This window comes from Paenibacillus lupini (assembly GCF_011761355.1).
Lineage (GTDB): Bacteria > Bacillota > Bacilli > Paenibacillales > Paenibacillaceae > Pristimantibacillus > Pristimantibacillus lupini.
On the sequence record NZ_JAASRW010000007.1, the window covers coordinates 97,540 to 112,848 of the forward strand.

Annotated in this window: 14 protein-coding genes; all 14 read right to left on the minus strand. The window is 46.8% G+C overall.

All coding sequences use genetic code 11. The features are described from left to right. Positions 1 to 224 precede the first annotated feature (224 nt). Positions 225 to 1,388, minus strand: a complete 1,164-nt coding sequence (locus tag FHS17_RS22295) for an iron-containing alcohol dehydrogenase (RefSeq protein ID WP_167280675.1) — start codon at positions 1,386 to 1,388, stop codon at positions 225 to 227. 94 nt (positions 1,389 to 1,482) lie between these two features. Beyond that, on the minus strand, positions 1,483 to 1,968 hold the full coding sequence (locus FHS17_RS22300) for a YlbF/YmcA family competence regulator (protein ID WP_167280676.1): 486 nt from the start codon (positions 1,966 to 1,968) through the stop codon (positions 1,483 to 1,485). A 31-nt stretch (positions 1,969 to 1,999) separates the two neighbouring features. Further along, positions 2,000 to 3,571, minus strand: a complete 1,572-nt coding sequence (gene miaB, locus FHS17_RS22305) for a tRNA (N6-isopentenyl adenosine(37)-C2)-methylthiotransferase MiaB (protein ID WP_167280677.1) — start codon at positions 3,569 to 3,571, stop codon at positions 2,000 to 2,002. A gap of 144 nt (positions 3,572 to 3,715) precedes the next feature. Further along, complete coding sequence (locus tag FHS17_RS22310; protein ID WP_167280678.1) at positions 3,716 to 4,291, minus strand: phosphate propanoyltransferase; 576 nt, start codon at positions 4,289 to 4,291, stop codon at positions 3,716 to 3,718. A gap of 82 nt (positions 4,292 to 4,373) precedes the next feature. Beyond that, on the minus strand, positions 4,374 to 5,240 hold the full coding sequence (locus FHS17_RS22315) for a 2-oxoacid:ferredoxin oxidoreductase subunit beta (RefSeq protein WP_167280679.1): 867 nt from the start codon (positions 5,238 to 5,240) through the stop codon (positions 4,374 to 4,376). Positions 5,241 to 5,242: 2 nt separating this feature from the next. Further along, positions 5,243 to 6,976 (minus strand): 2-oxoacid:acceptor oxidoreductase subunit alpha, encoded by a 1,734-nt coding sequence (locus FHS17_RS22320; protein WP_167280680.1) that lies wholly within the window; start codon positions 6,974 to 6,976, stop codon positions 5,243 to 5,245. Between the two features lie 196 nt (positions 6,977 to 7,172). Beyond that, a complete protein-coding gene (locus tag FHS17_RS22325) occupies positions 7,173 to 8,117 on the minus strand; it encodes a dipeptidase (RefSeq protein WP_167280681.1) in 945 nt (314 codons plus the stop codon). 131 nt (positions 8,118 to 8,248) lie between these two features. After that, positions 8,249 to 8,509, minus strand: a complete 261-nt coding sequence (locus FHS17_RS22330; protein WP_005550495.1) for a stage V sporulation protein S — start codon at positions 8,507 to 8,509, stop codon at positions 8,249 to 8,251. Positions 8,510 to 8,648: 139 nt separating this feature from the next. Then, positions 8,649 to 9,446 (minus strand): TIGR00282 family metallophosphoesterase, encoded by a 798-nt coding sequence (locus FHS17_RS22335; protein WP_167280682.1) that lies wholly within the window; start codon positions 9,444 to 9,446, stop codon positions 8,649 to 8,651. Positions 9,447 to 9,518: 72 nt separating this feature from the next. Next, entirely contained in the window at positions 9,519 to 11,060 is a 1,542-nt protein-coding gene (gene rny / locus FHS17_RS22340; RefSeq protein WP_167280683.1) for a ribonuclease Y, read from the minus strand. A gap of 182 nt (positions 11,061 to 11,242) precedes the next feature. After that, positions 11,243 to 11,923, minus strand: coding sequence for a regulatory protein RecX (locus tag FHS17_RS22345; RefSeq protein ID WP_167280684.1), 681 nt, complete (start codon positions 11,921 to 11,923; stop codon positions 11,243 to 11,245). A gap of 122 nt (positions 11,924 to 12,045) precedes the next feature. Beyond that, complete coding sequence (gene recA, locus FHS17_RS22350; RefSeq protein WP_167280685.1) at positions 12,046 to 13,101, minus strand: recombinase RecA; 1,056 nt, start codon at positions 13,099 to 13,101, stop codon at positions 12,046 to 12,048. Between the two features lie 265 nt (positions 13,102 to 13,366). Then, on the minus strand, positions 13,367 to 14,617 hold the full coding sequence (locus tag FHS17_RS22355) for a competence/damage-inducible protein A (RefSeq protein ID WP_167280686.1): 1,251 nt from the start codon (positions 14,615 to 14,617) through the stop codon (positions 13,367 to 13,369). Positions 14,618 to 14,698: 81 nt separating this feature from the next. Continuing rightward, on the minus strand, positions 14,699 to 15,277 hold the full coding sequence (gene pgsA / locus FHS17_RS22360) for a CDP-diacylglycerol--glycerol-3-phosphate 3-phosphatidyltransferase (RefSeq protein WP_167280687.1): 579 nt from the start codon (positions 15,275 to 15,277) through the stop codon (positions 14,699 to 14,701). Positions 15,278 to 15,309 lie beyond the last annotated feature (32 nt).

The following is a 15,309-nucleotide window of genomic DNA, read 5'->3' on the forward strand; positions in this document are numbered from 1 at the left end:
CTTTAAGCTTAGCTCTTGCGTTGTGGGAGGGCCAATGTGCGGAGTAAAAGGTTTGAGCCGGAGAAACGCAGTGCTCGCCTTTGTTCTCGGATTTCAACCGCTTAAGCGAGTTGGAATCAAGAAATCCGAGAACAACAGCGATCGGAGGTCCAAACCTTTTACGCAGTACTTGGATTCTCCGAACAAAACATGGCTTACAAGACAGCCTCTCCCCACTCAATTCCTTACAGCGACAAACGATAAATCGCCGCCACATCTTCTTTCTTCAGCTTGCGGAAGTTACCGCGTGTACCGCTGCCTGTTGTTTTCTCCGCCATTTCCTCGAGTCTGCTGTCGTCAATATCATAATCCGCGAGGCGCGAAGGAGCGCCGATCGAATTCCAGAACTCACGGAGCTTCGCGATTCCCTCGCGTGCAACTTCGAGATCGTCACGATCTGCTGCTTCAACTCCGAATACATTTACCGCGAATTGCTTAAAGCGACCTACGTTATCTTCAACCACGTAGTTCATCCAGTTCGGGAACAGGATCGCCAGACCACCGCCATGTGGAATATCGTATACAGCGGAGACGGCATGCTCCATATCATGGTTCGCCCAATCGCCGATTACACCCATCGACAGCGTACCGTTCAGTGCCATTGTACCGCAATACAGAATCGTTTCACGCAGCTTTACATTCGTCAGATCATTCACAAGACCTGGAGCCGTCGCAATAACCGTACGCAGGATCGTCTCACAGAAGCCGTCCTGAACTGGCGTGTTGGCATCATGGTGGAAATACTGTTCGATCACATGTGCCATCATATCGACCATACCATAGACCGTGTGATCTTTTGGAGCACTCGCCGTAAACGCAGGATCAAGAATCGAGAAGGTCGGGTAAGCAAGGACGTTGCCCCAGCCATGCTTCTCAAGCGTTTCTTCATTTGTAATAACAGAACCGGAATTCATCTCTGAACCGGTTGCTGCAAGTGTAAGGACCGTACCAAGCGGAAGAGCCGCTTCCGGTTTCGCCTTCCTGCTGACGACATCCCAGAAGTTCCCCTCATATTTCGCAGCAATAATAATTGCTTTCGCACAGTCAATCGTACTGCCGCCGCCAACTGCAAGTACCCAATCAATGGACTCCGAACGACATAGGTCAGCACCGCGGTGTACCGTCGATAAACGCGGGTTAGGCTCAACTCCGCTCAGTTCAGTAACTGAACAACCTGCTTCATTCAGCTTCGCAAGAACTCGCTCATATAGTCCGTTACGCTTAATGCTGCCACCACCATAGACAAGCAGTACACGTTTACCAAGGCTAGCTGCTTCGACAGGAAGCTGTTTCAGTTGCCCTTCACCAAAATGCAGGCGGGTAGGGTTATAGTATGTAAATGGATTCATGGTTTATCTCTCTCCTTTAAGGAACATGATTTTTATTGGGGTGAAAAAGAAAGAGAAGCGTTCTTCATAAAAAAGAACCGCCTCTCCATTTATTTTAGTCACATTCTTCAGGCGCTTCAACTTGAGCGTCTTCTACATTGATTTTCTCTGATACGGTATCACGAACGATTGAGATAACAAGCTGAAGCAAATAGTTAATGTCGGATTGGCTTTGCTGGAACTCCGATACGATTGGAATGCCATCCAGTTCATCCTGCAGCGTTTCCATTTCGCCTTCGATTTTTTTCACCATTTGCTCATTCTTGAAAGTTGTTTCAAAGGCTACCACTTCTTTTTGCTTCTTCTTAATCATTGTGATAAGCGATTGAACGCGGTCATTGCCTTGAATTTGCTTCTCGGCACGGCGATATTGCTGTACTTCCTCGGAAGTAAAGATCAAGCCAGCAAGCTCCTTCGCTTTTTCCATAATATCATCACGTACGAGAAGGTCACGTGTATCAAATTTCGGCACATCACACGTATGGCCATGCTCATGATCATGATGGTGGTGAGTATTAACTGCAGTCTGCTGTTCGGACATCTATCATCTCTCCCATTATTTGAGTCACATCTTAAGATACATTGCTGGCGGAATTCGCCAAAGGTTCTGCTTTAATATACCATGTTTTTGCTTCTGTTACACGAACATGTACAAATTGTCCAATCCATTCCTTTGGACCTTCGAAGTGAACGAGCTTATTCGTACGAGTCCGGCCCGCCAAAATATGTGCATTGTTCTTACTCTCGCCTTCGACAAGCACCTCAACAATCTCGCCTTCCATTCGCTCATGGCTCTTGCGGCCAAGCTCTGCCATCAGCTCATTGAGCCTCTTCAGACGCTTCTTCTTCACTTCCGCAGGGACATTGTCTTCCATACCTGCTGCAGGTGTTCCCTCACGAGGAGAGTAGATGAACGTATAGGCAAAGTCGAATCCAACCTTCTGAACTAACGACATCGTCTCCTCAAACTGCTCATCAGTCTCACCAGGAAAACCAACGATAATATCGGTTGAAAGAGAAACATTCGGAATCGCCCGTTTAATCTTGGCAACTAGCTCCAGATAAAGTTCGCTCGAATATTTGCGGCTCATTCGTTTGAGCACTTCCGTGCTGCCGGATTGGACCGGCAAGTGAATATGCTCGACCAGATTGCCTCCCTGTGCCAGAACATCAATCAGATGATCGTCGAAATCCCGCGGATGGCTGGTCGTAAAACGAACCCTAGGAATATCTATCTTAGAAATATCCTGCATCAAATCGCCAAACCGATAGGAGATATCTTCAAAATCCTTGCCGTAGGCGTTTACATTTTGTCCAAGCAGAGTAATCTCTTTAAACCCTTGGCGAACGAGCTCACGAACCTCGGCAATCACATCCTCAGGACGACGACTGCGCTCCTTCCCCCTTGTATAGGGTACAATGCAGTATGTACAGAATTTATCGCAGCCGTACATGATGTTGACCCATGCACGCATGCCATCCCGCTTCTTGGGCATATTTTCGATGATGTCGCCTTCTTTGGACCATACCTCAACGACCATCTCTTTGCTGAAATAAGCGTTTTGTAACAAATGCGGTAACCGATGAATGTTATGAGTACCAAAAATCATATCGACAAAAGCATGCTTTTGCAGGATTTTGCCTACTACCGACTCTTCCTGTGACATGCATCCGCAAACACCTAGCAGTAAACCTGGCTTTTGCAGCTTTAACGTCTTCAGATGACCAAGCTCACCAAATACTTTATCTTCGGCATTCTCCCGAATGGCGCAAGTATTAAGCAGGATCACATCCGCCTGCTGGCGGTCATCCGTGGCTGTATAACCCATCTCTTCGAACATGCCCTTCATCACTTCTGTGTCATGCTCGTTCATTTGGCAGCCGTATGTTTGTATTAAGTAAAATTTCCCCTTACCGAGTGACTGAAGCTCCTCAGGAATGATGAAATCATAATGAACTTCAATGTCTTCTTTGCCGCGTTTCTTTTCTTCTTTGTAATCAGGCGTGGAGTTAATTTGAACGTTCCGCCCTTTAATCCGATAGGTCGTTACCCCGTCTTCCTCACTTAGCACCTTAGCATCCGAGAAGTCAAAGTATTTGGAATAGTCTTTAACCTTGTCGGCTTGAGCTTTACCCTTAGACATGGTTGTTCACTTCCCTCTACATGAAATATCCCTAATACAAAATTATAGCATAACTGCCACATTGATATCTATTAATCCGCGGGCGACAAAAGAGGCTGACAACGGTGTATAACCGCTTGTCAGCCTCTTTATCCACTCAACGACCTAATCGATGATTTCTGCTGTGTCGCCGTTCTTGATGCCTGCAGCGTTCGCCTCGTCGGTATCAATATGCATATCCAGTGCAAAGTCTGGAGATACACGAGCGATTACATGCTCGAATACAACGCCACGCTCGCCTTGGAAGCGAACTTTCAGCTGTTGTTTATCGGCAATTCCCCACTTGTTAGCATCAGAGGTATGGAAATGAATATGACGAGCAGCAACGATTACGCCCTCTTCAATTGTCACTTCACCAGCTGGTCCTTTAAGGGTAATGCCGGCCGAGCCTGCAGTATTGCCAGATTCCCTTACAGGCGGGTTTACACCAAGCGAGAACGCATCTGTACGCGATACTTCCAGTTGTGTAGACTGGCGTACAGGACCTAGAATTCTTACTTTCGGGAAAGTACCTTTTGGTCCGATGACTGCAACCGTCTCATTAGCAGCATATTGACCAGGCTGCGACAACGGTTTAGCAATCGTCAGTTCGCTGCCTTCTCCAAATAATATAGCGACATGCTCCGCAGATAAATGAATATGTCTTGCCGATACGCCTACGGGCACTAATTTTTGTTCCATTTGATTCTACTCCTTTGTAATCCTATCAAAATTAAAAAGCATACGGCTTTTTGTGAAAAAAGGCCGTATGCCCATCATACACTTATTTAAATTCAGCTACAAGCTTCGCGAAGTGCTCTTCGGACAGTGAAAGATCTTGTTTAGCCAGCGCTTCCTGACGGAAGCCGGTAATCATATCCTCATACGACTTACGCACCGTGTTCTGATAGATCAGACCCGTGAGCATGCCGTTTGTCTCCATGATTTTATTCATTGCGGTTACGCGGTTCGTAGGATCGTAATCCGGGAATTGCTCCAGGTTAACGATATTTTCTTTGAACCAGTCGTACGTGTTGATTTTGTTAAATGTAACACATGGGCTGAATACGTTGATCAGCGAGAAGCCTTCATGCTTAATACCCGCTTCGATCAAAGCAGTCAACTGTTTCAGATCACTGGAGAAAGATTGGGCTACAAAAGTAGCACCAGCAGATAAAGCAATCTCAAGCGGCGACAATGTCGACTCGATCGAGCCTTCCGGCGTCGATTTGGTCTTGAAGCCTTCAGCGCTTCGTGGAGATGTTTGCCCCTTCGTCAGACCATAGATTTGGTTATCCATTACGATATACGTAATGTTCAGGTTACGACGAATAGCATGCACGGTGTGACCCATACCAATCGCGAATCCGTCGCCGTCACCGCCAGATGCGATAACAGTCAGCTCGCGGTTAGCAAGCTTAACACCTTGTGCGATCGGAAGCGCACGGCCATGAATACCATGAAGACCGTATGCGTTAATGTAACCGGAAATACGGCCGGAACAGCCGATACCCGAAATAACAGCAAGCTCTTCCGGCTCCAGGCCTACATTAGCTGCCGCACGTTGAATAGCTGCTTGGATGGAGAAGTCTCCACAGCCCGGGCACCAGTTCGGCTTCACATTATTTCTAAACTCTTTAAATGTTGCCATAATTAGTCCAACTCCTTGCACGCTTTATAAACTTCAGATGGCAGGAACGGATTGCCGTCATATTTCAGCAGGTTGCGGATTTTTTCAGCAAAGCCTGCATTCATTTTGATCTGGCCAGCGAGCTGTGCCGTCGCATTGTTCTCGATAACAACGACTTTTTTCGCCTGTTGCAAGTGAGGAAGCAATTGCTCTGTTGGGAACGGATGAATCTGACGGATTGTAATGTGGTTCGTTGTAATACCGTCATTTGTCAGCCATTCGCGGGCTTGATCGATCGTGCCGCCTGTTGAGCCCATGCCGATAATGAGAAGATCCGGCGTCTCGTTAGGCGCATCAACACGAAGACCTTCACGAATAAAGAGATCATCCAGCTTATGCAGACGTTTATCCATCATTTTCAGACGGTTAGTGGCGCTCTCCGAAGGACGTCCTGTCTCGTCATGTTCCACGCCAGTGACATGGTGAATACCATTTTTGGCACCAGGCAGTATACGAGGCGAGACGCCGTCTTCTGTCAACTCATAACGTTTGAACAGCTGATGCTGCTCAAGCTCAGGCCCTTCTTCTACCAGCTTGCCGCGGTTGATCTGGATCGAATTAAAGTCAAACGGCTCACAGGATTGTTTGCCGAGCGACAGCTGTAGATCCGTCATCACGATAACTGGTACTTGATACTGCTCAGCTAAGTTAAAGGCTTCGATCATATCATAGAAGCAGTCTTCGATCGATGCCGGTGCGATAACGATCTTAGGAATCTCGCCATGCGTACCGTATACCATCGCGTTCAAGTCGGATTGTTCCTGCTTTGTTGGCAAACCTGTGGAAGGACCACCGCGCTGCGTATCCACAATGACAAGCGGAGTCTCTGTCATACCTGCTAGGCCAATGGCTTCCATCATCAGTGATAGACCAGGTCCGGCAGATGCCGTCATCGTACGGACACCAGCATAGTTAGCGCCAATTGCCATCGTAACGGCTGCGATTTCGTCTTCCGTTTGAACAACTGTGCCGCCAAGCGCAGGAAGCTTCTTAATAAGATATTCCATAATCTCAGATGCGGGAGTAATTGGATACGCTGACATAAGTCGGCAGCCAGCTGCGATACAACCAAGGCCAATTGCTTCGTTGCCAATCATAAACAGCTTTTGCTGGCCATCTGCATCACCCAGCTTAAACTCGTCAAGTGGTCCACCCGCTTGCTCTAGTACGAACTCCGCACCAAGCTTAACCGCTTCGATATTTTTCTCCACGATTGCTGCGCCTTTACGGCCGAACTCTTCTTCTACTGCTTTATTGAATACTTCAAGCGGCAGCCCAAGCAATGCCCAGGATGCGCCGGAAGCAACCATGTTCTTCATTAGGGAAGTACCAAGCTCTTCTGCCATCTTCGTAATTGGTACTGCGAAGAGTCTAGCATCGATTCCTTCAGGTACAACCGGATTAAACTTCGCATCTGCCACGATTACGCCGCCGGTGCGAAGCTCTTTTGCATTCAAATCTATACTTTCTTGGTCGAACGCCACGAGGATGTCCAGATCATCGGAGATCGCCCGAATTGGGTATGTGCTGATTCGAATCTTATTATTCGTATGTCCGCCCTTGATTCGCGACGAGAAATGACGATATCCATATAGATAATACCCAAGCCGGTTAAGCGCCGTGGAAAAGATACGGTCCGTACTTTCGACGCCTTCCCCTTGTTGCCCTCCGATCTTCCAAGACAATTGACTAATCAAAACGCCCATCTCCTCTTTTTGATGGCTTAAGCCGCGTACATTACTAAGGCAATATCCAACAATAATTTGTATTATGAATAAACAGTCACAACAAGTGTAAAGGTGTGGTTTGAAAATTGCAAGATGTAAACGCTTAATGATCGCATAATCATTTTCGATTGAATTTATAGCGGATTAAGATGGGACAAGCAGCTCATTACGCAGGCAAATGGGCAGCTAAAAATGAAAGCGCATTACCCGATAAAAACTGCTTGGTCTGCTGTTCCGAGTACCTTTTCAGCAGAGCCTCCCGAAGCCTGTACACCTCACCAGGATGAGTCAAACCACTTACATATTTGTCGATTCCGTCAAAGTCTGATCCAAGCATAAGATGCTGCTCGCCGCCAAGCTCACATATGTGTTCGATATGTCTTAGCACATGATCGATTGTGACCTGCTCCCCTTCAGCTACGAACCAAGGCACATATGTCACACCGATTAAGCCCTGCAGAGCGAGAATAGCTTTTATTTGTTCATTCGTTAGATTACGGGGATGGTTAAGAAGCGCTTTTGCGTTAGAATGAGAAGCTATAATCGTTCTTGAGGCTAGATCCGCTACATCCCAGAACGCTTTCTCAGATAAATGCGATACATCCACCAGTATACCCAGATTATCGCATTCTTGGACGAATGCTCTCCCCTTCGCCGTCAGACCCCCTCCACGAGGCTCCATAACGCCGTCTGCGGCCCAGTTCGCATAATTCCAGGTTAGCCCTGCCGCTCGCACGCCAAGGCGTTGTAGGAGCCTTAGGATGGGGATGCTGCCCTGCAGACCGTCTACTCCTTCAAGGGACAGCAAAGCACCTATCTTTCCTGTAGCGAGACTCTCTCTTAAATCAGCTTGATTGCGAATAAGCATCATATCCGGACAAGTAAGCACCTGTTCATAGAAATGATCGATACTTTCTAGAATGGGTTCGATAGAGCCATTAAGCTTTTCCGGTATGTAGACGGCAAACGTCTGAAGAACAGCACCCGATTCCTTTAATCGCTTATACGTAACATCAAGTGCATTAGATTCACTATCTCGAAAAGAAAGCTTCGGATCAACCAGCAGTTTGCTTAATACATCACAATGAAAATCCGCCACCGTAAAGGTCATTTCGCACCGCCTTTTGCAACCAAGATAAATAACTGGATTAACCCCAACAAAGCAAAAAACCTGTCTACTACGTAAACAGGTTCAAATACCCGGTCTAATTCAGCTCCGCACTTGACGTTTGGTTTTTCGAATTACCTAGGTTCTACAATTAGCTTTATCGCTGTACGATCTTCTCCATCAATCACAATGTCAGTAAATGCCGGCACACAGATTAAATCCACCCCGCTCGGAGCTACGAATCCGCGAGCAATCGCTACTGCTTTGATCGCTTGATTTAGTGCACCCGCCCCGATGGCTTGCAATTCAGCGGCGCCGCGCTCACGCAAAACTCCGGCTAGCGCACCTGCAACGGAATTTGGATTGGACTTTGCTGAAACTTTTAATACTTCCATGAAAAAGGACCTCCTCGGGAATGATGGATGGATTCCACTATTTAGATAGTATTCGAGAGAGGTTAAAAAATTCCTGCTATTATCCTAATAACTTTCAACACAATTCAGAATTGACTAAACTTTTCGAATATTCATATAGCTACTGCATGAGCAGCCATTCATCTTCCGTCAACCGGATTTTTTGAATTTTCGTAGCTTCACCAGTCGCATCATCAATGTGAACCGATACCGCATGCAAATGCCAATCCCCTTCGTCCACGACGAATCGAGTAGGCAGCTGCGTCAAAAATTTATGCAGGACAGCGTTACGATCCATACCGAGCACCCCGTCACGAGGACCCGACATACCCACATCTGTAAGATAGGCTGTTCCGCCCGGCAGAATACGGTCATCATTCGTCTGTACATGGGTATGGGTACCAACTACGATCGAAGCATGACCAGCCAAATGCCAACCCATAGCAATCTTCTCAGAGGTAGCTTCTGCATGGAAATCAACCAGAATATTGTTGGTCTTCTCTTTCGCCAGTGTAACTAGATCTTCTGCCTTCCGGAATGGGCAGTCAATTGGCGGCAGGAATGTCCGGCCTTGCAAATTAATAATGGCTAACTGCTTTCCGTTTGCTTTAATTAATGCATAACCTTGGCCTGGAGTCCCTTCCGGGAAGTTAGCCGGACGCACGATGCGTGGTTCTTCATCTATCCATTCAAAGATATCCTTATTGTCCCAGGTATGATTGCCCATCGTAATACCATGAACGCCCCATTCAAAAAACTCACGGGCAATGGTCTGTGTAATGCCACGGCCTGCTGCAGCATTCTCACCGTTCACGATAATAATATGTGGATTATATTTACTTTTAAGTGCCGGAAGCACCTGCTTCAGGGCTTTACGGCCTACACTACCTACGATATCACCAATAAATAATACGTTCACTCTGCCACTCCTTTATTATGCAAAAAAAGTGGCTGACAAGCAGCCACTTTTCGTTCTTGCTATTTGCTTGTGTTACTTCGCATATTCAACTGCACGGGTCTCACGAATAACCGTAACTTTAATATGTCCCGGATAATCGAGTTCACTCTCGATTTTCTTCGTAATGTCGCGTGCAAGTCGGAATGCTTCCGTATCGTCAATCTTCTCAGGCTGAACCATAACACGGACTTCGCGTCCTGCTTGGATTGCGAAAGACTTCTCAACGCCGTCGAACGACTCCGAAATGTCTTCCAGCTTCTCCAGACGTTTAATGTACGTTTCAAGCGTTTCACGACGTGCGCCAGGACGTGCGGCAGACAAGGCGTCCGCTGCTCCTACTAACATCGCGATTACAGAAGTTGCTTCTACATCTCCATGGTGGGAAGCAATACTGTTGATAACAACAGGATGCTCTTTGTACTTCTTAGCCAGTTCTACGCCGATCTCAACATGTGAGCCCTCAACCTCGTGGTCAAGTGCCTTGCCGATATCGTGCAGGAGGCCTGCGCGCTTAGCCAGAGTAATATCTTCGCCAAGCTCAGCAGCCATCAGGCCTGTCAAGTAAGCAACTTCCATCGAGTGCTTCAGCACGTTCTGACCGTAGCTTGTCCGATACTTCAGACGTCCCAGAATTTTAATCAAGTCAGGATGCAAACCGTGAACCCCAACCTCGAAAGTAGCTTGCTCACCGTATTCACGGATCCGCTCATCCACTTCCTTACGGGACTTCTCGACCATCTCTTCAATGCGAGCCGGATGTATACGACCATCTGCAACAAGCTTCTCAAGTGAAGTCCGAGCAATTTCACGTCTAATCGGGTCAAAGCCTGACAGAATGACCGCTTCCGGTGTATCGTCGATAATTAGATCGATACCAGTCAATGTTTCGAGTGCACGGATATTACGGCCCTCACGTCCAATTATGCGGCCTTTCATTTCTTCGTTAGGCAGCGTTACGACCGATACAGTCGTCTCTGCTACGTGATCCGCCGCACAACGTTGAATAGCGAGTGAAATAATGTCCCGCGCCTTACGATCGGCTTCTTCTTTAGCCTGCTGCTCGATCTCTTTGATCATCTGTGCTGTTTCGTGACGTACTTCCTGTTCCACATTCGACAAAATAATCGATTTCGCATCCTCCATAGTCAAGCTGGAGATACGCTCCAATTCACTAAGCTGCTGCTTGTAAATGGAATCAATTTGTTCTTGTGTGTCATCGATCCGTTTCTCTTTGTTGGCAACTAACTCTTCTTTGCGCTCGAGTGCTTCTATCTTTTTATCCAGCGACTCCTCTTTCTGGAGCAAACGTCTTTCTTGACGCAAAGACTCATTACGCCGCTCTCGGATGTCTTTTTCAGCCTCCGTACGGAGTTTGTGGATATCATCTTTTGCTTCGAGCACCGTTTCTTTCTTCTGAGCTTCTGCTTCCTTCTTCGCATTTTCTACGATGACAACAGCAGCTTGCTCAGCGCTGGAAATTTTGGCCTCGGCAATCGACTTGCGAATAAAATAACCAATCCCAAAGAAAATAACGCCAACAACGAGACAGATCAACACCGTCCAAATAGGGTCCATTTGTTCACCTCCTCGTTGCATTCACCAAGGCAATGCTTGGGATGATATTAGGTTTTTAGCCGGTTTCCATACCGATTCATTCTCAAAACTTATTGACGAAAATAATCGTTTCAAATCAACTTTTGGAAGGAAAATTGATCTGATATAAAAGGAATACAATTTTATTTTATCTTTTGGCAAAATCAATTGTCAAGCAAAAGCCCATCATCGTCATCTACCTGTTCCATTTCCGCTTCATCTATTGCTGATTTTGCCGCCTCTTTAACGACATCCGAAGGAAACCCTCTTCGCATTAAAAAGGAGAAGAGTTTTTGACGTTTCTCTCTATTTTCTCCTTTAAGAGAGCGCCATTTCTTCTTTGCGGCATGAATCGCAGACGCAAGTTCATCATCTCGGTCGATGGCTTCCAGTGCTTCTGACGCAGCTTGATTTGTTACTCCTCGCTGCTGCAGCTCCTGCTTTATCCAACGGCTGCCCTTTTGACTATAACGGATACGCTGCTTGGCAAATTGCCGCGCATACTCTTCATCATCAACAATATGCTCCGATTCTAAACGTTCAAGCGTATAAGCAATTGGCTCCGACTCGAACGCCTTGCGCATCAAAAATTGCTCAATTTCTTTGCGAGTCCTTGCTTTGAACCCCAAATAGTAAATTGCGAGCGCATAAGCCCTGTAACGATCATCTTCTTCCGTTATCTCAGTAATTTCATCCGTGGTGAGCGTCGTGCCCTTAAATAATCGGTGTTTAATTAATAAATCCTCGTGCACCGAGAATAAAGGCTCTTCCATACCATTCGTAAAGATGTTGTAACGCTTTCGTCCCTTGCGGTCCTGCTCGACCGCTGAAATCTCGATAACCATTCAGACTCACTCCGTTCTTTATGGCGAAAAAGAAGCAACGCCGCCCTCAATGGGACGGCGTTGCTCCTAAGCTATTAACTTAACTTCCGCAGTATGGATTCATAGCTGCGAAAGTTGAATTATTAATCATCAAGTTCCGACTCATCGAAATCATCGTCATCATCTTTTGAGAAGTCAGCTGGCTCTGCCGTAGCAGACAAATTGCTTTGTTCACGGATTTGCTTCTCGATTACTGCAGCGATCTGCGGATGGTCCTTCAAGAACTGCTTCGCATTCTCGCGGCCTTGACCTAAGCGATCACCGTTGTAGGAGAACCATGCTCCACTCTTCTGAACGATGTCCATCTCTGTACCAATATCGACAAGGCTTCCTTCTCTCGAAATGCCCTCACCGTACATAATATCGACCTCAGCTTGCTTAAATGGCGGAGCAACTTTATTCTTAACGACTTTGATACGTGTACGGTTACCGACCATGTCGTTGCCTTGTTTGATTGTTTCAATACGGCGTACATCAAGACGAACGGAAGAATAGAACTTGAGTGCGCGTCCGCCTGGTGTTGTCTCTGGGTTACCAAACATAACGCCGACTTTCTCACGCAATTGGTTGATGAAGATTGCAATTGTCTTCGACTTGCTGATTGCGCCGCCCAATTTACGAAGTGCTTGCGACATCAGACGTGCTTGCAGACCAACGTGGGAATCACCCATGTCGCCTTCAATCTCTGCTTTTGGTACAAGAGCCGCAACGGAGTCGATAACGATAATATCAACCGCGCCGCTGCGTACGAGAGCTTCTGCAATTTCAAGTGCTTGCTCGCCTGTATCTGGTTGAGACAACAGCAACTCATCGATGTTAACGCCAAGTTTATTGGCGTACGATGGATCGAGCGCATGCTCGGCATCGATAAACGCTGCTTGTCCGCCAATACGTTGTACTTCCGCAATCGCGTGAAGGGCAACTGTTGTTTTACCGGAAGATTCCGGTCCATAAACCTCGATAATACGACCTCTCGGCAAACCGCCAATTCCAAGTGCAATATCTAAAGCAAGGGAACCGCTCGGCACGGTTTCAACTTGCATATGTGTGGATTCTCCTAATTTCATGATGGAACCTTTACCAAATTGCTTCTCAATTTGACGTAAAGCCATCTCTAAAGCAGCACGACGATCCGACAAGCCACTCACATCCTTCATTCATTTATAATTGTATGATACCTTGTTTCTAGTCAAAAGCCAAGCTTTTTTTCGAACATACATTCGTCTTTTTATTTCCACGTCCTTTCATTCCTAAGATAAAACGGCTTTCCTCATCTTAAGTAGCTTTTAAAAATAGACATAAAAAAACCGCAGCAAAGTAATCTTCGCCACGGTTCTTCCGTATAGTGACAATTATAACGGAATTGGTACAATCAGGCAAGCTTTTTCACGTTAATCCGACAAATTACTGTTCGCTTAGTTTAAGCCATAATTGATATAACGCAGCTTTAACAGCTCGAATCCGGATAATCGCACGAGTACCCGAGAAGTGGCCGGTAAAGACCGCCGTCGGCTTGCCACGCTCTGCAACGGCATAGTAGACGAGCCCTACCGGATGGCCTTCCGCTTGAGCCGGACCTGCAACACCCGTTAAAGATACACCAAAATCGGAATCACCAATCTGACGCACTCGCTCAGCCATCATCGCAGCAGTGGACTCACTGATCGCACCTGGTGCTCCATCACCCTCCAGTTGGGCCATTGGAATGCCAAGCAGCTTATGCTTCATTTCGTTTGTATAGGTGACGACACCACCTGAGTATTCGCCGCTGCTGCCAGGAATGCCGGTAATTAGCTCCGCTAGCAGTCCTCCGCTTATACTCTCCGCTGTCGAAAGCTTTCTTCTGGAAGCCCTAAGGAGCTGAACCACCTGTTCTTCTAAAGTGATCTCTTCTCTTGCATATAAGTGTTGACCTACACGCTGCATGATGTCCGCGGTGGTTTTATCAAGCTTTGCCGTTGCATCTGCTTCATTAGCCGCTTTCGTTGACACACGGATCGCTACTTCACCCTCCTTCGCATAAGGAGCAATAGTAGGATCAGACTGTGCTTCGATAAGATCAATAAGCTTCGCTTCAAGCGTAGATTCGCCAATACCTGCAAACATAAGAATCCGTGAATACAGCGGCTCTTCCGTACTAAGGATAGATCGCAGCCACTCTGCACCCGGGCCTTCAATCATCGGCTTCATTTCACGCGGTGGACCAGGAAGCAGCAAATAATGTGTCCCCTCTTCAGAGAGTCCATTCCCAACGGCGAGTCCCGCTTCATTATCGATTGGTACACAGCCATCAATCATCAACGCTTGCCGCCTATTGCTCTCCACCATATGAATGCCTCGGGAGCTGAACATGTGCTCGATCTTTTCCATGGATGGCTGGTGGATAGACAGCCCCCGATTCAAATATGCTGCGAGCACATCTTTCGTCAAGTCATCCTGAGTAGGACCAAGACCACCAGTAAAGACGAGCAAATCTGCACGTTCACGCGCGATCTCAATTGCTTCACGAATGCGGGCGGGATTATCGCCAACTACCGTTTGGAAGTAAACATCAATGCCAAACGAAGCAAGCTTTCTTGACAAGTACTGTGCGTTTGTATTTACAATCTGACCAAGCAGCAGCTCCGTACCAACTGCAATAATTTCCGCTTTCATTCGATTTCCCCCTTGATTTTTAGCATTAGGAAGCAAAAGCACCTCTCCTCTTCAGGAAAGATGCTTTATCATTACTTATGTTTATTGCACAGGAATCAAATGTTTATTCTTGAAGAAATAATCAAAACCGGAATACACCGTAATCAGAACGGCCAGCCAGCTGATGATCTCGTCAAACGGAAAATCGATGAACGAGAACGGAAAGTTGTTAAGCAAGAGCGAAATAATCATCGTAATTTGAACGGCAGTCTTCCACTTGCCCCAAGTGCTCGCAGCCATAACACTGCCATCAAGCAGAGCAATCTGACGCAAACCTGTTACAGCAAATTCACGGCTGATAATCACGATCGCCATCCACGCCGCAAGCTTGTCCATCTGCACAAGTGAGATCAGGACAGCCGCAACAAGCAGTTTGTCTGCAAGCGGATCAAGCAGTTTCCCAAGATTCGTTACGATCTTGTTCTTACGTGCGATGTAGCCATCGAGCCCATCAGTACTTGCCGCTATGATAAAGATGATAGCCGCTATGATCTGATTGTATGTAATGGAGTAATCGTCGCCGAACTCAAGCGGCTTAATATCAATATTGACGAGCAGAAATACCATAATGATCGGCACTAAAATAATTCTAGCCAGCGTTATCCTATTCGCCAGGTTCATTTGTTTACACCCCCGGTCAAATCCGAATTGCG